Origin of the sequence: Micromonospora echinofusca, from assembly GCF_017614955.1 — a bacterium.
Classification (GTDB): domain Bacteria; phylum Actinomycetota; class Actinomycetes; order Mycobacteriales; family Micromonosporaceae; genus Micromonospora; species Micromonospora echinofusca_A.
The window spans coordinates 1-19,134 of the sequence record NZ_WVUH01000115.1; the positions used below are offsets into that span (position 1 = coordinate 1).

Annotated in this window: 14 protein-coding genes; 4 read left to right on the top strand and 10 right to left on the bottom strand. The window is 73.6% G+C overall.

Annotated elements, in window-relative coordinates; genetic code table 11:
• The 8 genes from GSF22_RS15040 to GSF22_RS15075 all read right to left on the bottom strand — a co-directional run.
• On the bottom strand, nucleotides 1–846 hold an 846-nt coding region (locus GSF22_RS15040; protein WP_208814199.1), incomplete at its 3' end, for a hypothetical protein.
• Nucleotides 847–920: 74 nt separating this feature from the next.
• Nucleotides 921–1,364, bottom strand: coding sequence for a YbaB/EbfC family nucleoid-associated protein (locus GSF22_RS15045; protein WP_208814200.1), 444 nt, complete (start codon nucleotides 1,362–1,364; stop codon nucleotides 921–923).
• 32 nt (nucleotides 1,365–1,396) lie between these two features.
• The gene (locus GSF22_RS15050; protein WP_208814201.1) at nucleotides 1,397–3,040 is read right to left on the bottom strand and encodes a WXG100 family type VII secretion target; all 1,644 of its coding nucleotides are present in this window, start codon (nucleotides 3,038–3,040) and stop codon (nucleotides 1,397–1,399) included.
• Nucleotides 3,037–4,626, bottom strand: a complete 1,590-nt coding sequence (locus tag GSF22_RS15055) for a WXG100 family type VII secretion target (RefSeq protein ID WP_208814202.1) — start codon at nucleotides 4,624–4,626, stop codon at nucleotides 3,037–3,039. Before GSF22_RS15055 ends, GSF22_RS15050 begins: the two co-directional genes overlap by 4 nt.
• A gap of 52 nt (nucleotides 4,627–4,678) precedes the next feature.
• Nucleotides 4,679–5,062 carry a hypothetical protein gene (locus GSF22_RS15060; protein ID WP_208814203.1) on the bottom strand — a complete coding sequence of 128 codons (384 nt, stop codon included), beginning with the start codon at nucleotides 5,060–5,062 and terminating at the stop codon, nucleotides 4,679–4,681.
• Nucleotides 5,063–5,235: 173 nt separating this feature from the next.
• Entirely contained in the window at nucleotides 5,236–5,523 is a 288-nt protein-coding gene (locus GSF22_RS15065; RefSeq protein ID WP_208814204.1) for a WXG100 family type VII secretion target, read from the bottom strand.
• A 70-nt stretch (nucleotides 5,524–5,593) separates the two neighbouring features.
• On the bottom strand, nucleotides 5,594–5,887 hold the full coding sequence (locus GSF22_RS15070; RefSeq protein ID WP_208814205.1) for a WXG100 family type VII secretion target: 294 nt from the start codon (nucleotides 5,885–5,887) through the stop codon (nucleotides 5,594–5,596).
• A 158-nt stretch (nucleotides 5,888–6,045) separates the two neighbouring features.
• A complete protein-coding gene (locus GSF22_RS15075; protein ID WP_244367433.1) occupies nucleotides 6,046–9,423 on the bottom strand; it encodes a right-handed parallel beta-helix repeat-containing protein in 3,378 nt (1,125 codons plus the stop codon).
• Nucleotides 9,424–9,581: 158 nt separating this feature from the next.
• Here GSF22_RS15075 and GSF22_RS15080 point away from each other — a divergent pair, with 158 nt between their 5' ends.
• A complete protein-coding gene (locus GSF22_RS15080) occupies nucleotides 9,582–10,775 on the top strand; it encodes a S8 family serine peptidase (protein WP_208814206.1) in 1,194 nt (397 codons plus the stop codon).
• A 150-nt stretch (nucleotides 10,776–10,925) separates the two neighbouring features.
• Here GSF22_RS15080 and eccB read toward each other — a convergent pair whose 3' ends face one another.
• Together eccB and eccD are read right to left on the bottom strand one after the other, a co-directional pair.
• Nucleotides 10,926–12,341, bottom strand: a complete 1,416-nt coding sequence (gene eccB / locus GSF22_RS15085; protein ID WP_208814207.1) for a type VII secretion protein EccB — start codon at nucleotides 12,339–12,341, stop codon at nucleotides 10,926–10,928.
• A 6-nt stretch (nucleotides 12,342–12,347) separates the two neighbouring features.
• On the bottom strand, nucleotides 12,348–13,736 hold the full coding sequence (eccD, locus tag GSF22_RS15090) for a type VII secretion integral membrane protein EccD (protein ID WP_208814208.1): 1,389 nt from the start codon (nucleotides 13,734–13,736) through the stop codon (nucleotides 12,348–12,350).
• A 132-nt stretch (nucleotides 13,737–13,868) separates the two neighbouring features.
• Between eccD and eccCa the strand changes: the two genes are divergently transcribed.
• The 3 genes from eccCa to GSF22_RS15105 form a co-directional block, all read left to right on the top strand.
• Complete coding sequence (eccCa, locus tag GSF22_RS15095; protein ID WP_208814209.1) at nucleotides 13,869–17,927, top strand: type VII secretion protein EccCa; 4,059 nt, start codon at nucleotides 13,869–13,871, stop codon at nucleotides 17,925–17,927.
• 123 nt (nucleotides 17,928–18,050) lie between these two features.
• The gene (locus GSF22_RS15100; protein WP_208814210.1) at nucleotides 18,051–18,785 is read left to right on the top strand and encodes a hypothetical protein; all 735 of its coding nucleotides are present in this window, start codon (nucleotides 18,051–18,053) and stop codon (nucleotides 18,783–18,785) included.
• A gap of 62 nt (nucleotides 18,786–18,847) precedes the next feature.
• On the top strand, nucleotides 18,848–19,134 hold a 287-nt coding region (locus GSF22_RS15105), incomplete at its 3' end, for a hypothetical protein (protein WP_439957781.1).

The window sequence follows — 19,134 nt, forward strand, 5'->3', positions numbered from 1 at the left end:
GCCCTGGGCCCAGTCCACGATGCCTTCGGTGGCGCCGGCGGTGGCGGCCCAGCCGGCGGGGGCTTCGCGGCGGCCGTTGAGGATGAGGTCGGCGGCGGCTTCGGCGCTCCATTCGTGCAGGGCGCTCTGTCCGACGGTGTTGGTGAACTCGGCGATGTTCTTGGCGGTCTGGTTGGTGATGGTGATGCCGGCTCGGGTGGCGAGGTGTTGGGCCAGGCCGCTGAGGCCGCTGAGGCCGGTGCCGACGCCGGCGCCGATGAGGGCGGTGAGGGCGGCGCCGTTGGTGCGGTTCCAGTCCCATTCGGTGCGGTCGTGGCGGGCGATCTGCGCGGTCTGGATGGCGATGTCGAGGCCGCCCTGGAAGAAGAGGTTCGCGGCGAGGGATTTGATGATCTGGAGGGAGATGTGTCGGCCGAGGGCTTGTAGTGAGGCGATGGCGGGTGCGACGGCGGGTGCGGCGGGGGTGGCGAGGAGCCAGGTGAGCCAGATGATGTTGGCGATGAGGATGCCGAGTTGGCCGATGATCATCATTTTGGCGTACTCGACGTTGAGGGCGGCCTGCTGGGTGTAGGTGGTGAGGGCGGTGCTGGTGTCGCGGAGTGCTTTGATGTGGCCGGTGTCGACGAGTTGGTCGAGTCGGGTGGTGAAGGCGTCGGCGCCCTGGCCGGTCCAGGAGGTGGTGACGGATTGGCGGGCGACGCGGATGGTGGCTTCGGTGTCGCCGAGTTGGGTGGCGAAGGTGTTCCAGACGGTGGACAGGGCGCGGAGTTTGTCCTCGTCGGCTTCGGGCCAGGATTCCCCCGTGGTGATGAGGAACATGGTGCGGGCCCACTCGGGAATCTCCATGCCCATCGACGCACCCCATCATCCGTGGCGGGTGGAAACCGGTACCGACGATGCCCGACCTTCCACTGCCAGGATCACCCCGGCCGGCGGAACGCCTCCGGCGCCGGCCGGAACGGGAACGGGAGATCACCGAGATCCAGGCTCTCCGGCAGCAGACCCGACAGGTCGATCTTGCCGTTGAGGATGTCCTCGGGCGTCATGCCGCCCAGCATTCCGCCCGGCGGGTTGGCCGGCAGGTCCTCCGTCAGCTCGCGGAGCACGGTGTCACGGGCCCGGTTGATGGTGTCGAGGATGGCGTCCGCCAACTCGGCCGGCGCCATGTTCCGGTACGCCCGCGACGCGAAGGTGATGCTCCGCACCTCACCCTGCGCCCCGACGACCACGGTCACCAGACCTTTCGGTGAGGTCACCGTGGCGGTCGCGGTACGCATCCGCTCCTGCGCCCGTAACGCCGCCTCCCGCATCCGGTGGTACTCGGCGGCCAACTCCTCCAGCCGGGCGTTTTCTGGAACGAACATCTCGGTTACCTCCAGAGCAGAAGGTGCGACGGTCAGTAGCTGGACTGCTGACGGTGCGAGGTCCCGGTGCCGCGCGGGGTACCGCCGTAGCCACGTTCACCCGGGTTGACCACGTACGTCGTCTCGTCGTCGGGCTGGACGGTGCCGCCGGTGACGACCCCCGGGCCGACCGTCTCCGTCACCGACCAGATGTCCCGGTCCTCGACCAGCCAGGTGGCCCGTTCGCGCTCGTCCTGGCCGTTGCCACCGGCACCCGGCGGCATCATGGGCGGCATCATCGGCATCCCGCCGTACGGGCCCATCCGTCCCGTACCGTCGGTGACCCCGGCTCCGGTGACCATGTTGGCCGTGGGACCACCCGGCCGTACCGGCGGGATGTCACCGGGCAGGACACCCGCGCTGCCGGCGGCCTTCACGCCACCGGGCGGGCCGTCACCGGCAGCGGGGAACGTGGGTGAAACCGCCGGCGAACTGGGCAGACGCGGCACGCTGCCACCACCGCCACCCCCGGACCCGCCGCCGGACGACAGGCCCGGCAGCGACGGGATGCTGCCGGTACCGCCCGGACGACTGCCGGAGCCCGTCGAGTTGGGCACCCCACCGAGACCGGGTAGCGGGGGTGAGACCGGCAGGGTCGGGAGGGCCGGAGTACCGCCGGTGCCGGGCAGCCCGCCGGAACCGGGCGCGCCGGTGCCGTCGCCGCCGATCCCGTCCAGTCCCGGTATCGCCGGCGACTCGGGCAGGTCTGGCATCTCCGGCATGGCGGGGGCACCGGAGGAACCGGAACCACCGGCGCCGGGTAGGCCGGGCGACTCGGGCAGGTCCATCGACCCGGGCATGCCCGGGACCCCGGCACCACCGGCGCCGGGCGCCAGCCCGCTCAGCCCACCGATGTCCGGCGCTGCCGGCAGGCCCGGTGCGCCGGGCAGATTGATGCCGGGTAGCGGCGAGCCGGGGCTGAAGGCGGGGGCGGCCAGGCCGCTCGGTGGTCTCAGGTCGCTGGTCACGATCCGGTACGTGCGGATCACCGCCAGCATGATCTCCCGCGCCCTCTGGGTCATCTTCTGGTCGATGTCCGGGTAGGTCGACGGGGTGTAGATGGCCTTGCCGCCCTGCATGAACCACGGCTCGACCGGCCTTGGGCCACGACGGCCGGCCATGTATACGCTTGCCAGATAGTCGTAGCGCTGCTTGGTCCACAGCGCACCCTCCAGGTTGAGCGCCACGATCTCCTGCTGACCCGTCTGCAGGGCCGTCGCGGCCCGGTACAGCAGATCGGGGTAGGAGTTCGCGCCGGTCAACGGCTTTACACCGCTGCGGACCGTGCTGTCGAGCTGCCTGGCCGCGTGCTCGAACGAGCTGCTGGCCTCGCCGCTCCACCGTCCCGAGTCCACGAGTTCCTTGCGCCGGGAGTTGAGCTGCTCGCGTACGTCGCTGAGCTGCTGACCCAGTACCCGGAACTGCTGGCCGGCGCTGAACAGGCTCATCGGGTTGCCGTGGGTGCCCTGCGCCACGTCGGTCAGGTGGTCCCAGCCCTGGCCGCCACGCTTGTCCTGCTCGCTGGAGAAACTGCTGCCGATCAGGGCGGTCTGAATCTGCCGCCAGTCCATCGCCTCCGGGGTGGTCGCCGTCGCGGCCTTGGTACCCGCCGGCTGTGCCGGAGTCTCCCCGCTCACGCCGGTACCCCGGTCATGCCGGCCGGACCGTCGAGGAGCTGCCGAGCCGGACGGGCGTGCCCGGGGAGGTCGGTCGGGTTCCCATCACCGGTTCCGGTGGCGACCGGGCCGACTACGTATTGCATCCCGTCGTCGGCGCCGCCGGTGAGGACCCGGGCGGTGGGCTGGCCGGTCACCGACCAGATGTCGCGGTCCTCCAGCAGCCAGGTGGTCCGCTCCCGGTCCTCCCGGTCGTCGCCGCGCGGAGTCATCGGCATCATCGGCATGCCGCTGTGCGGGCCGGCACCACCGGGCAGGCCCCCACCACCGGGGACGAGGCCGGCGCCGGGGAAGAGGCCGGCGCGCGGCAACCCGGCGCCGCCGATCGGGTTGGCGGGGCCGCCCGGTCCACCACCGGCGAAGGGGAACGTGGGTGCCAGGGCCGGTGATCCGGACGTCCGGATGCCGCCGCCCACGCCGGGGAACGGCGAGCCCGGGCGACCGGGCGCGGGGGAGTTCGGCAGACCCGGTCCGGGTGGCGGGGAAACCGCCAGGCCGGGAATGCCGCGGACGTCGACCACCGGGCGGGTCGGCGCGGCGGGTGCCGGCGGGCCCGGCAGGGCGCCCGGACGGCCACCGGAAGCGGGTGGCCCGGCCACCCCCACCAGTCCTGGCAGGCCCACCACCGCCGGCGAGGCGGGCGGTGCGGCGACGGACCCGGGTGCACCGGTGACCGACGGCGAGGTGCCGGCGGACCCGGGTACGGCCGGTGCGGTCGGCAGGCCCGGCGACCCGGGCAGACCCGCCGGTCCGGGCGATCCGACGGCTGCCGTCGAGGTGCTGGCCGCCCCGACGCCGATCAGCGCCGGGGCGGTGGCCAGCATGGGGGAGAACGGGGCGCCGGGGTTGACCGCAGGCAGCGCCAGGTTGCCCGGCGCCGCCATGTCACCGACCACCGTCCGGTAGGTGGTGGCCAACTCCCGGAGGATCTGCCGGGCCTGTTCGGTCATCTTCTGGTCGACCTCCGGGTACGCCGACGGCGTGTACACCTGGGTGCCGTTGCCGGTGGTGAACCAGGGTTGCGCCGGAGCGGCGTCGACCAGCACACCCTGCGCGGCCATCGACGTCCACTGGGTGACCTGCTCGTCGTACTTGGCCCTGGTCCACTCCGCGCCCTGCCGGTTCAGCTCCACGATCCGCTGCTGTGCGTCGGTGAGCGCGGCCGCCGCCCGGTCCAGCAGGACGCTCACCGAGCGGGAGCCGGTCAACGGTTCGCCGGCCTGCTCCACCGTCCGGTCGAACTGCCGGGTCGCGTGGTCGAAGGAGGTCGCCGCCTCGCCGCTCCACCGGCGTGCCCCGACGAGTTCGTCCCGCCGGGCCGCCAGCCGCTGGCGCAGCTCGTCCAGCGACTGGCGGAGCTGCTCGAACCGCTGGGCCGCCGCCCGCAGACTCGCCGGGTCACCGCCGCCGCCCGGGTCGACGCTCTGCAGGTTGTCCCAGCCCTCGCCGCCGCGCTGGTGCTGACCGCTGGAGAAACTGGTGCCGATGAGGGCGGTCTGGATCTGCCGCCAGTCCATCGACTCCGGGCCACCGGACGGTGCTGCCATGCCTCGCCCTCCTCGTCACTGCCGGCCCGGTGCCGGGCCGGGATCGTTTCTCTCAGGCCCCGGTCAGCGGGGACGAACTGGTGGGGGTGGCAGCCTGCGCCGCCGGCGGCGGACTGCCGATGTCCTGCCACACCCCGGCGAACGGGTCCGTCCGAGCGGCCTCGGTGTTGGCCTGCTCGGTCTGCTCGGAGTTCCGGGCGACGGTGTCCAGGGCCTCGGAGAGCTTCTCCAGGCTGTCCCGCACCCTGCCGAGCGACTCGACGTAGCTGGTCACCACGGCCGTGACCTTCACCCCCAACTCGTTGGCCTCGGCGAAGGCGCCGGGCTGCACCCGGATGTCGTGCAGCCGCTCGCGTACCGCGTTGACCGAGACCGACAGGTCCCGGACGGCACCGGAGGAGGTGCTGATGGCGGCGGTGTCGACTCTGTGTTCCATGGCCTTCCTTCAGGAGATGTCTCTGCGCCGACGGGTGGCCCCGGCGGCGTCAGCCTCCCGGTACCCCAGGAGGCGTGGGGCCGGGGTGACGCCGCCGGGGCCGGTGGACGGGCCAGCCACGCCAGCCGGTACGGGGGGATCGGACCCGGCATCGGCTGGCCGCCCCGTCAGGACTAGCGGAACTGGCCGGCGCACTGCCGGTCAGCGTCCTGGTACCCCTGGTTGATCCCGGTGAGCGCCTGCGACTTGCTCGCCAACATGCCCGACATGGTGTTGGCGGCGCTGTCCCACTCGGCCTTGGCGGCGTAGTACGCCCGCTGCGCCTCGCCCTCCCAGGACGCCAGCGCCGTCCGGGAGGTGCGCTCCAGGTCGGCGAGCAGGGCGCGCACCTCCTGGGTCCGCCGGTTCAACTCGGCATAGAGGTTGTCCACCCCGCCGTGGTTGACCATGTAATCCACCACGATGATCTCCTTACGTTGCGTTGGGGACGGGTTGGCCCGCTGCCGGACCCACCCTGTCTGTTGAGGCTCGTCAGAGCTTGCTCTGCTGCTGGGCGGCCTGCTCGGCGGCCTCCAGCCGGGTGACGCTGCCCCGCAGGGCGTCGCGCAACCCCTCCAGAGCGGTGACGACCCGGCCGTACTGGCTCCCCCACTCGGTGAGGGTCTGCTGGTAGGCGACGCTGGCCGGCCCACGCCACACCCCGCCGATGGATCCACCGACCGACTGCACCGAGTTGAGAACGCTGCGGGCGGTGGCGGCCCCCTCCGTGAACCTGGCCTGCGCGGCGCGCATCTGGTCGATGCTGACGTTCATCTGTGTTGCCATTGCTTCGATCACCCCTTACCGCGAGACGCGGGTACCAACCGGACCGGTGTGGCCGGCGTCATAAGAGTCGATGCCGTCACCGAGAGGTACAAGGCCCAACCACACCCGGTTACCGCGATGGGGTCAGCGGCCCGCAATCACCCGGTTCCACACCCCGGTCACTGGGGCCCAGGGCCCATTGCCACGGCGGGCGTCACATCGTCGATGGTCAACGTACGCAGGTCGTCCAGGGTGATGTCGGCGAGCTGACTGATCCGGTTGGCCTGGCGCGTGATCATCTGGTCCAGGGTCCGCCGGGCGAACCGTCCGTTACCGAACCAGGGACCCCGGGCCGTGGTCCGGAACTGCTCCAGCACGGCCGTCCGCGCGCTCAGGTCCAACTCGTAGCCGGCCGTCTCGGCGTGCTGCTCGACGATGGTCAGCAACTGCTCGGGCGTGTAGTCCTCGAACTCCACCACGTGCGAGAACCGCGAACCCAGCCCCGCGTACGCGTCGAGGAACCGCTGCATCTCGTCGGCGTACCCGGCGGCGATGACCACCACGTCGTCCCGGTGGTCCTCCATCAACTTGATCAACGTGTCCACCGCCTCCCGCCCGAAGTCGTTGACCGACCGGTCGGCCGGCGCCAGGGTGTACGCCTCGTCGACGAAGAGCACCCCGCCCCGGGCCCGGTCGAACGCCTCCCGGGTCCGCTGCGCGGTCTGCCCGACGTACTCGGCCACCAGGTCGGCCCGACTGACCTCGACGAGCTGGCCGGTGCGCAGCACCCCCAGGGCGGCCAGCAGTTCCCCGTAGAGCCGGGCGACGGTGGTCTTGCCGGTCCCCGGCCCACCGGAGAAGACCAGGTGCCGGCTGATCGACGGCACCGGCAGCCCGGCCTCCTTGCGCCGCCGGGCGGCGGTCAGCAGGTTGACCACGTTGGTCACCTCGCGTTTGACCGAGTCCAGACCGACCATCCGGTCCAGCCGGTCGCGTAGCTGATCCAGCCCGGTCCGCTGGTTGTCGGCCGCGCCGACCCCCACGCCACCGGCCGGCGGCTCACCCACGTCGGCGGGGATCAACCGGGTCAGGTCGGGTGCGGTGACCGACGCCGCCCGCGCCAGCCGCTGGGCCTGCCGGCCGATCATCTCCTCGAAGACCTTCCGGGCGGTCCGGCCGTTACCGAAGTTGCCGTCCCGGGGCACCTGCTCGAAGTACGCGGCCAGCGCCGACCGGGTGCCGTAGTCGAGGGTGTACCGGTGCAACCGGCAGAACCCCTCCACGATGGTCACCAGTTCGTCGACGGTGTAGTTCTCGAACTCGATGGTCCGGCTGAACCGGGACGCCAGACCCGGGTTCGACGCCAGGAAGGTACGCATCTCGTGCGAGTAGCCGGCGGCGATCACCACGATGTCGTCCCGGTGGTCCTCCATCAGCTTGACCAGCGTGTCGATGGCCTCCTGGCCGAAGTCGGCACCGTTGCCGCTCTCGGCCGACAACGCGTACGCCTCGTCCACGAAGAGCACCCCACCGAGCGCCGCTTCGACCTTCTCGGTGGTCTTGATGGCGGTGGCACCGACGAACTGGGCCACCAGGTCGGCGCGGGCCACCTCCACCACGTGCCCCTTGCGCAGGGTGCCCAGACCGCGCAGGATCTGCGCGTACAGCCGGGCGATGGTGGTCTTACCGGTGCCCGGCGGCCCGGCGAAGATCAGGTGCCGGCTCATCGGCGGGGCCGGTAGCCCGGCCTCCCGCCGCAGCTTGGCCATCTGCTGGAGGTTGACCAGCATCGCCACCTCCTGCTTGACCCCGGCCAGTCCGACCAGCGCCTGGAGTTCGGCGAGCAGCCCGTCCACGGTCGCCGGCTCCGTCTCGGCCGGCCGGGCCGGCTCCGTCACGCCCGTCGCGCCCGCGACCGGTGCGGGGGCCAGCGGGGACCCGTTGACGCTGTCCACCGTGCCGTACCGGTCGTGTTGTCCGTTGTCCATGCTGGTCAGTTCCTTCACACTGAGGGCCTCGCCGGCGGTCTGCATCAGCCCGGAGCCGGTGTTGCCCCGGACGGTGCAGTCCTTGACGGTGACCGGTAGCCGGCTGTCGACCGCGATGCCGTGGCTGCGGTTGGCGTAGATCTCGCAGGTGGCGAGCCAGGCGGAGGCGTCGACCCCGACGTCGACCCCGACGTCGCCGCAGTGGTGCACCCGGCACTCGTCGGCCGACAGTTCACCACCGGCCTGCACGCGGATGCCCGCCGTCGCGGCCCCGGAGATCTCGCAGTCGCGCAGGGCCGCCCGTCCGTCGACGGCCACCAGCAGGCCGGCGTCGGCACCGTCGGTGATCGTCGACCCGGTCAGGTCGGGCCGACCCCCGGAGGCGGTGTGCACCCCCGCCAGGCGGCTCCCGGTGACCTGGGAACGCTCGATGCGGCCCCGCCCCTGCTCGACGACGCTGATGCCGTGCCCCTGACAGCCGGCCACCGACACCCCACGCAGCAGCGGGTCGGCCTCCCCACTGATCACCACCCCGTGCCCGGTGACGTCCCGCACGGTCAGCGCGTCGAAGGTACCGGTCGCCCGGTCGTCGACGGTGACCGCGACACCGTCGCAGGCACTGACCGCGCAGCCGGTGAAACTCGGATCACTGGCCCCGGTGACGATGATGCCCCCGCCGTGGCCGTCGCGTACCGCGCACCCGTCGAAGGTGCCGGTGGACCGGCCGGTGACGTGGACACCCGGGCCCCGGGCCCGGTTGACCGTGCAGGCCCGGAACTGCGGCGCGGCGCCGGCGTCGAGGAGGATGCCGGCCGCCCCGCTGCCGTCGACGGTGCACTCCTCGATCACCGGGCGGGCCCCACCGGTGACGAAGATGCCCACCTCGGCGCTGTCGGTGACGCTGGTCCGCACGATCCGGGTGACGCTCTGCTTGTCCACCGCCACGGCCGGTCCGGCGATCCGGGTGAACCGGCACGCCTCGACGGTGCCCCGGGCGCCGTCGGTGCCGCACACCCCGTTGCCGCGCACGTCGGAGACGGTGCACTCGCGGACGGTCAGGTCGGCCCCGGAGCCGAGCACCACCCCCGACGTACCGATGTCGGTGATCGTGGTCTGGTCGACCAGGCCCTCGGCGTTGGTGACCGCGACGATGCCGGCCCCCACCGGGTTGCTGATCCGGCCGCCGTTCATCGACACCGCCGCGCCGTCGCGGACGAACACCGCCGCCCCGGACCGGGCCGACAGTTCACAGTCGTCGAGCCGGAGCCGGCCCACCGGGATGTCCACCGTGGCGCGGTCCCGGTCGGCGTTGACCAGCAGCAGGCCGCTGAGCATGGCGGTGTCGGTGGCCATCACCACCGCGCTGCCGGCGGTGGGTGTGATGGTGACGCTGCCCCGGCCCTGCTCGGCCGTGATCGTGCACGGCGCCCGCAGGGTCAACGTCTCCGGGTAGGTGCCGGGCAGTACGTTGATGATCGCACCGGCCTCGGCAACCGCGAGGGCCGCCGAGATCGTCCGGTGACAGTCCGGTTGGGTGGCCGACACCGTGAGGACGCGGCGGTTCAACATGGCGGTCCGTGCCTTTCCACCGGGGCGCCGGGCCACCGTGCGTGGCCACCGACGGGGCCCGTGCGTAGGGGTACCGGTGATTCTGGCCGCGGCACGGGCCCAGCAGACAGGGCCCGCGGGCCCTTGGCCGGCACTGCGGCCACTCGTACCGTCCGATCGTGAAACCTCACCGTCAGGTCCACCGCCTCGCCACGGCCGGGGTCGCGGGCGCCGTCGTCTGGCTGACCTGCCCCGCCGCCGCGCCGGCCGCCGCCGCTCTGCGGGCCCCTACCGGGTGCCTGCCACCGGCCACCACCGTGGTCGCCGAGCCGCCCTGGGCCCAGGCCCGACTGGCGCCGGCTGGGGTGTGGCACCTCACCCGGGGCGCGGGGCAGACGGTCGCGGTCGTCGACAGCGGGGTGGCCGCCGGGGTGCGGCAGCTCTCCGGCGCGGTACTGCCCGGTGTCCCGGTGGGTTCCGGCGTCGGCGCCGCCAACCAGGACTGTCTGGGCAGCGGCACCTTCACCGCCGGCATCATCGCCGCCCGTCCGGCCGCCGACGTGGCCTTCGTCGGCGTCGCGCCGGCCGCGACGATCCTGCCGGTCCGCATCGCCGGTACCCGCTGGCCCGACAACCCCCGGGTCCTCGACGCCGCCATCCGTCGTGCGGTGGACCGGGGGGCCCGGGTGGTCTGCGTGGCGGTCCCGCTCTTCGACGCCTCCGCCCAGCTGCGCGCCGCCGTCGCGTACGCCGCCGCCCGCGACGTGCTCGTCGTCGTGCTCGCCCCGACCGACGAACCGGACCGGGCCGTCCCCGACGAGCAGGTGCTGCGCCACGTGCTCACCGTGGGCGCGGTCGACCCGTCGGGTGCGCCGGTGGGCGCCAACCGGCCGGGGACCGTCGACCTGGTCGCCCCCGGCGCCGACGTGACCAGCCTCGGCCCCGGCGGCCCCGGGCACCTGGTCCGTAGCGGCGGGGAGGCCGCCGTGCCGTTCGTCGCCGGCACCGCCGCTCTGGTGCGTGCCTACCATCCCGGGCTGACCGCCGCGCAGGTCAAACACCGCCTGCTCCGGACCGCCGACCGTCCCGGTACCGCCCTGCCGGATCCCCGGCTCGGCTGGGGAACGGTGAACCCGTACACCGCCGTCACCATGGTGCTGCCCGAGGAGAACGTGACGCCCGCGCCGACGGTGCCGGCCGCCGCGCCGACGGTGCCGCCGCTGCGCCGGGAACGCCCCGACCGGGCCGCCACGACCGCCGCGCTGGTCACCGTCGGCACCGCCACCGGCCTGACGGTCGTGCTGGTCACCGTCGCCGCAGCGGTGCGGCACGGAAGGGCCCGGCGCCCGCAGGACACCGGGCAGACCGTCTGAGAGGACGCCGGGTACCGCCCGCCATGTTCCCGGCCGCGTCGATCTTGCAGTTCGGGCCCCGGTTCCGCGTCTTTTGTGCGTTATTTCGGGGCCACAACTACAAGATCAACGAGGTGGGGTGGCACGGCACAACCGGCGCGGCAGGCGCGCTCAATCGGCGAGGAACGTCGCTCCGGCGGCGGCCGGATCCAGCACCGGACCGGTCGGCAGCAGGGCCAGCATCGCCGCCGGCACCTCCACCGGCTGGCGCCCGGCGTACCCGAGCGTCCCGGCCACCTCGGCGGACGGCAACGGGTACTTGATGCCCAGGTCGGTGACCAGGTAGAGGGTCCGGCCGGTGGCCCCCGGGCTCGGCTGGCTGCGGGCCAGCATTCCCCGGCCCGGCGGCACCGACACCTGGTCGGCGGTCCCCGCGTCGGCGCCGGGCCGGACACCGGCCGACGCCGGCCCGGGGCGGGCCAGCACCAGCGCCACCGCCGGCTGACCGTCGGCGGCAAACGTCAGCGCCGCGCAGGGCACCTCGCCGTCGGCCGGCTCGACCACCGGGGGAGGGCCGGTCGGCCGGTCGGTCCAGTCCGGCGGCGTCTTCGACTGCGGCGCGGCGGCCACCCCGTCGAGACTCACCTCGAGCGGGCGCACCGGGCCGGGGCCGTAGGCGGCCCGGGTGTCCGGGTCGGCCAGCAGCAGCCCGGCGGCAGCGGGTGCCACGGCGGCCAACCCGTCGGTCAGCACCAGGTAGTAGTCACTGGTGCCGGCGGTGGTCTGGGCCACCAGCACCTGCCCCACCCAGGTGGGCCGACCGCCCACCACCGGCCCCTCCCGGCCGATCCCGTCGACCGGCGGCGCGACCAGGTCGGGACCCTGCGGTACGGCGTTGAGCCACTGGGCGGGCACCGACACGGGCCGGGTACCCCGGTAACCGAACGCCACCAGGGCGGCCGAGGCGTCCGGCAGCCGCAGTCGACGGTCCCGCCAGGCCAGGTGCACCGCACCGTCAGGCGCGGTCAGCGGTACCGCCCCCGCACCGAGTGGCCGTACCGTGTCGGAGCGCTGCCCCAGCGACACGGTGACCCCGGGACGGGTGCTGTTCGGGCCGGTCGCCACCCGGGTGGCGCAGACCAGCCACGAGTCGGTCACCAACCGGGCCGGGTCCGGCAGCGAGTCCGGTGCCCCAGGAATACCGACGGGCAGTCCGTGCGGCACGCCGCGCAGCGACTTCTCCGACACCGACCGGACCTTCGCCCCCGCACCGGCCAGCAGCCGGGCCGACGGCAGGTTGAGTACCGGCCGCAGCACCCCGTCGACGAACAGGTACCGGGTGCCGGTCTCCCGTTCGACCACGATGGTGCCCGGCTGCCGCCAGGTCCGGTCCCCACCGGGAAAGACCATTCCGTACACCCCGCAGGCGGCCACCAGCAGCGCGCCGACCAGGATTCCCGCGAACGTCGACGCGCTGAACCGGCGGGTGGGGGTCTCCGGGGCGTCGGCGTCCCCCCGCAGCAACGCCGAGCGGAGCCGCCCGACCACGAAGTTGTGGGCCTGCAACTGGTCGCGTTTGCTCTGCATCGCCGGTCAGCCGCCGAGTCCGCGGACCAGCCCGAAGATGCCCAGCACCGCCAGCAGCAGGGGCACCAGCATCGCCCCCGTCAGGGACTCCAGCAGCTCCGCGGCCCGGCCCCAGTGCGGTCGGACCCGTCGCCGGGGCAGTACCCGGGCGGCGGCCAGCGCCCCGCAGCCGGCCAGCAGCAGCGCGGTCACCACCAGCGACAACCGCAGCGACGGGGACACCGTGCGGGCCACCCGCAGCACGAGCAGACCCGCGCCGTAGACCGCCGGCACCAGCACGGCCAGCCGCTGCCCGATGTGGGTCAGCATCCGGAACCGCAACGCCAGCAGCCCGCACATCGCCACCGCCAGCGCCACCGGCGCCCAGCCCCGGGTGGCCGTCAGCCAGGTCAGGGCCGCGCCGCTGATCAGCCCGGCCGCCACGTACAGGGCGGTGACGTAGTCCTCGGCCCGGTGGGTACGCCGGGTCAGGACCTCCTCGGCCATGCCCGGCGTGTCCTGGCTGATCTCCTCGGCGGTCGCCGGCAGGTCCGGCAGGCGCAGCCCGGCCAGCCAGAACGCCAACGACGGGATGATCGAGCTGAGCAGCAGGGTGAGCGTGGCGACGATGGCCGCGGTCTGCACCGGGGTCAGCGGGGTCAGCGTGGCCAGCAGCCCGGCCAGTACCGCCGCCAACCCGAGCATGCCCAGCCCGAGCACCATCGGCCGGGCCTCACCGGTGGCCACCCCGGCCAGCACGGTCAGCGCGGTCGCGGTGGCGGCGGTCGCCAGCACGTGCGCCGGACCGATGTCCGGTCCGGCCACGGCGACCAGCGCCAGCAGCCCACCCGCCGCGCCGTAGCCGACCGAGGCGGCGCTGAGTACGAACGCCGCGCCCCGGTCGCCGAACGACCGCGCGGCGGCCAGCGCCGCAGCCAGCAGCCCGACGCTGACCAGGCCGGCGGTCACCGCCCGCCAGAACACCGGCCCGGCCAGCAGCACCACCGCCAGGCCGAGCGCCAGCGTCGCGAGCGCCACCCCCAGCAGCAGCCGCCGGGTCGTGGTCGACGACCACCGCCCGGCCCGCTCCCGAAGCCGGGTGGCGACACCGTCGATGAGGTCGTCGTAGGCCAGCGCCGGCATCGGTACCGCCCGCGGGCGCAGGTAGAGGGTGTCGCCGTCGCGTAGGCCCAGCGCGGCGGGGGTGCGGTCCTCGTCCAGGGGATCCTCACCGAGCCGCTGTACGACCACCCCGCCGCTGGCCCAGTCGTCGTCGGTGCCGTCGCGGTGCAGGTGCGCGACGAGCGGGGGGACCAGGTCGGCCAGCGCGACGTTGGCCGGTACGGCCAGCTCGGCCGACCGGACGGGCGTGACGACGACGACCCTGCACAGGTCGCTCGGGGGGCTGGCACTCACCGCAGGGGCTCTCCGTCCACTGATCACCGGGTGACTTGAGCGGCACAGTATCGACGGTCGTCCGCCGGTCGGCAGGCCCAGGCGCAGAGCGGGCCCGCAGGCCCACGACCACCCGGCCCGGCAACGGCAACAATGACCGCACCGTCGTCCGGAACTGCGAGAGGTGTTGCCGGCGTGAGCACAGTCGTCTTCCGCCGTCCGTCCCGTCAGGCCGGTCCTCCGTTGCCGCGCGGCGAGATGGCGCTCCAGGAACCACCGACCCTGCCCGAAGCGGCGGGCGCCGACATGTCGTCGGTGTTCATGTACCTGCCGATGGCGGTGGGCTCCGGCGCGATGGTGCTGATCTTCGTGCAGCCCGGTGCGTCACCCATGACCTACGTGGCGGCCGGCCTGATGGGCGTTTCCGCCCTCGGCATGCTGGTCGGTGTGCTCGGGCGCAGCTCCGGTGAGCGCAAGCGCCGGCTGCGCGGTGAACGCCGCGACTACCTGCGCTACCTGTCGCAGATGCGGCGCCAGTTGCGGCAGGCCACCCAGCAGCAGGCCACCGCGGTGACCTGGGTGCACCCGGAACCGGAGGCCCTGGTCGGCATCGCCGGTGGCCGCCGGCTGTGGGAACGCCGCCCCGCCCACCAGGACTTCGCCGAGATCCGGGTCGGTACCGGCGCCCAGCGGCTCGGGGTGGCCCTCACCCCGCCGCAGACCAAACCGGTGGAGGACCTGGAACCGCTGTCCGCCGTGGCGCTGCGCCGGTTCATCGCCGTCCACTGGTCGGTGCCGGGGCTGCCGATCGCCATCCAGTTGCGGACCTTCGCCCGGGTGCTGCTACGCGGCGGCACCCCACCGGCCATCCCCGGCGACGAGACCGACACCGAGGCAGACCTGGCCGCCGTCCGGGGCCTCACCCGGGCGCTGCTGGCCCAGCTGGCGACGTTCCACGCCCCCAGCGACGTGCGGATCGTGGTCTGCGCCCCGGCCGAACGCCAGGCCGACTGGGACTGGGTCAAGTGGCTGCCGCACGCCCACCACCCCGGCCAGCAGGACCCGGCCGGTCCGCGCCGGATGGTCGCCGGTACCTTCGCCGAACTGGAACGGCTGCTCGGGCCGGCCTTCACCGAACGGCCCCGCACCGAGGACGGCCTGCCGGCCGCGCCCGGCGCCGACGAGCCGTTCGTCGTCATCGTGCTCGACGGCGTGCAGGTCCCGGCGACCAGCCGGTTCGCCACCGGCAGCATCCGCAACTGCACCGTCGTCGACGTGTCCCGGACCCTGCCCTGGCTGCACCACCCGCTGACCCTGCGGCTGCGGGTCACCACCGGGCAGGTCGACCTGATCGGCGCCGAACCCAGCGGCAAGGAGACCGTCACCCCGCTGTGCCGGCCCGACACCCTGACCGTGGTACGGGCCCGTGCCCTGGCCCGCCGGATCGCCCCGTACCGGATCGGCACCGGCACCGAGACCGCCGAGACCCGCACCGGGGACCTGGACCTGGCGACGCTGCTCGGCCTGGGCGACCTGGACACCTTCGACCCCGTTCAGGTCCGCGCCCGGCGTACCCGCTGGGACCAGCTCCGGGTGCCGATCGGGGTGTCCACCAACGGCGCCCCCGTCGAACTGGACATCAAGGAGGCCGCGCAGGGCGGCATGGGCCCGCACGGCATGCTGATCGGCGCGACCGGCTCCGGCAAGAGCGAACTGCTGCGTACCCTGCTGCTGGCGCTGGCGACCGCGCACTCCTCGGAGACGCTCAACCTGGTCCTGGTCGACTTCAAGGGCGGTGCCACCTTCCGCGGCTTCGAGCAGATCCCGCACACCTCGGCGATCATCACCAACCTCTCCGAGGAACTGCCCCTGGTCGACCGGATGCAGGAGGCCCTGCAGGGCGAGCTGATCCGCCGGCAGGAACTGCTGCGCGCGGCCGGGTTCAGCGCGTTGAAGGACTACGAGAAGGCCCGCACCGACGGCGCCGCGCTGGCCCCGCTGCCGACGCTGTTCGTGGTCGTCGACGAGTTCAGCGAACTGCTCAGCAGCAAACGCGACTTCATCGACCTGTTCGTGATGATCGGCCGGCTCGGCCGCAGCCTCGGCGTACACCTGCTGCTGGCCTCGCAGCGGCTCGACGAGGGACGGGTGCACCAGTTGGAGTCGCACCTGTCGTACCGGATGAGCCTGCGCACCTTCTCCGCCATGGAGAGCCGGTCGGTGATCGGTGTGCCGGACGCCTACGAACTGCCGGCCGCCCCGGGCAACGGCTACCTGCGGGCGGACACCACCACCCTGATCCGGTTCCGCGCCGCGTACGTCTCCGGTCTGCGGCCGGGCGCCCGCCGTGCCGCCGGTCAGGCCCCGGTACGGCTGAACCTGGTGCCCTTCCAGCTCGGCACCCCTGATCTGGGTGAACCCGAGCCGGCCGAGGTGGACGCCCCGGCCGGACCCGACACCGACGGACCCGACACCGACCCGGCCCCGGGCAGCGGGGAGACCGTACTGGAGGCCGTGCTGCGCCGCCTGGCCGGCGTCGGCCCGCAGGCCCACCGGGTCTGGCTGCCGCCGCTGGCCGAGCCCCCCACCGTCGCCGAACTGGTCGGGGTGACCGCCGAGCGGCCCACCACCACCGGCGGCGGCCTGCGGGTGCCGGTCGGGATCATCGACCGGCCGTTGGAGCAGCGCCGTGACCCGCTGCTGGCCGACCTCACCGGCTCCGGCGGACACGTGGGCATCGTGGGCGGTCCGCAGAGCGGCAAGAGCACCCTGCTGCGGACCCTTGTGGCGGGGCTGGCGCTCACCCACTCCCCGCGCGAGGTGCAGGCGTACTGCCTGGACTTCGGTGGCGGCACCCTGTCCGGGCTGGTCGAACTGCCGCACCTCGGCGGTGTCGCCGGCCGGCAGGACCGGGACCTGGTGACCCGTACCGTGGCGGAGATCGTGGACCTGCTGGCCGGTCGGGAGCGGCGGTTCACCGCACACGGCATCGAGTCGATGGCCGAGTTCCGCCGCCTGCGGGCCGAGGGCCGGCTGCCCGCCGGGGCCGAGGACGGCTACGGCGACGTGCTGCTGGTCGTGGACGGCTGGTTGACCCTGCACCAGGAGTTCGAGACGGTGGAGGAGGCGTTCTCCGGCATCGCCACCAACGGCCTCAACTACGGCGTCCACCTGGTGGTCACCGCCTCCCGCTGGTCGGAGATCCGGCCGTGGCTGCGGGATCTGCTGGGTACCCGCTTCGAGCTGCGCCTGGGCGACCCGGTCGACTCCGAGGTGGGCATGCGCGTCGCCGCCAACGTGCCGGCCGTACCCGGCCGGGGCCTGACCCGCGAGGGACTGCACTTCCTCGCCGGTCTGCCCCGGCTCGACGGCACCGGCACCGACGACCTCGGCGACGCGGTGCGCGACCTCGCCGCCCGGGTGGCGGCGGCCCACCCGGACTCCCGGGCCCCACGGGTACGGCTGCTGCCGGCCACCCTGCCCGCGCAGGACCTGCCCGCGCCCACCGGGGCCCGGATCGCGTTGGGTCTGGACGACCAGCAGTTGGCCCCGGTCTGGCACGACTTCGACCAGCAGCCGCACCTGATGGTGTTCGGTGACACGGAGACCGGTAAGACCAACCTGCTGCGGCTGCTGCTGCACGCGGTCGCCCGCCGCTACACCCCCGACGAGGCCCGCGTCCTGCTCGCCGACTACCGGCGGGGCCTGTTCGACGCGGTCCCCGAGACCCACCGGCTCGGCTACGCGGTGGCACCGTCGACCCTGGACGAGTTGATCACCGAGACCGTCGAGCCGATGCGGCGCCGGTTGCCAGGCCCCGAGGTGACTCCGGCGCAGTTGCAGGCCCGTGACTGGTGGGTGGGCCCACGGCTGTTCGTCGTGGTCGACGACTACGACCTGGTCGCCCCGGGCGGCGCCAACGCGCTCAGCGCGCTGGTGGACCTGCTGCCGCGCGGCGCCGACATCGGGCTGCACCTGATCGTCGCACGGACCACGGCGGGCATCGGCCGGGCCATGATGATGGACGACGTGCTGCGCCGGCTGACCGACCTCGGCGCGCCGGCCCTGCTGTTCTCCTGCGACCGGCAGGAGGGCATGTTCTACGGCGACGCGCAACCGCGCCGGCTGCCCAACGGCCGGGCCCAGCTGATCGTCCGGCGGCGTACCACCGCCCTGGTCCAGACCGGACACCTGCCGGCCGCGTCGGACTGAACCCCCGGCCCCGGTGCCCACGATCCGTGGTGGGCCCCCGCTGGGTCTGCCCCGCGACGTCGACGGTCAATACCGTGACATCGCCGCATTCACCGCACGTCACCGCACTCCGGAGGAACCCTGGTGGTCAACGACACTCCGGTGGACGCCAGCCGTCGGCCGGCGATCCCGCCGGTACCCGCCCGGCGTACCCGGCTGCTCCTCTACGGGCAGATCGCGGGTGTGGTGGTGGCGGTCGCGGCCGTCGTCGTCGCCAGCGTGTGGCCGCGCGCCGACCAGCCGGCCGGTCCCGCCACCACGGCCACGGTCACGGCGACCGTGACCGTGGCCCCGCCGCGACCGCGCGGCACCGACCTGCCGGCGTTCGAGCAACGCCAGGTCGCGGTCAACCGGGCCATGTTCTCCGCACCACTGGCGACCTTCGCCACGCCCTGGCTGCCCTGGCTCTCCGGGTGCTCCAGCAGCCGGAAACCGGCCGGACCGAAGCTACGCGACGGCGAACGGACCCGGGTGGTCTGCTGGTACGGCAGCATCGCCGTCTACTTCGTCGAGTACGCCTCGACAGCCGACCGGGACCGCTACCGCGACCAGGCGGCCGAGAGCAGCCGGACGGCGACCGGCCTGGCCCCGGGTGCCGTCGGTCCGGTGGAGAAGACCGGCACGTCGGGCCTGACCCGGGGCACCTACGTCGAGTACGCCTACCCGAGCGACACTGCCGCCCCGCCCCGGACGGTGGCCGGGCTGTGGTGGGACGGCGGCGCGCCGGCCCCCGTGGCGGTCTACCTGCTCGGCTACTGGCAGGACGACCTCGGGCAGAGCTGGGAGCCGCTGCGCGAGGTCTGGCGCCGCAACAGCTGACCGGAAGTGACAGGAGAAGAGTAGAGATGACAGCCGCGCATCGCGCGAAGCCACACCCGCCGGTGCGACGTGGACGCCGGTATGCCACCGTCGCCGCGCTGGTCGTGTTGACCCTCGCCTCGTTGGCCGGGATCAGCGACGCGTTCGGGGTGGGCGACGCACCTGACGAGGCGCGGTCGGCCAGCACCCGGGACGCCGAGCGCCGCGACCGGTCGCTGCCGCACGTGGCGGCCACCTCGGCCGGACCCACCGGCACCCCCGCCCGCACTCCGGGGCCGACGGTGCAGGCCAGTCCGTCTAGGCGCACCACTGGGCCGAAACCCGCGCCGTCGACCCGTCGCGCGACGGG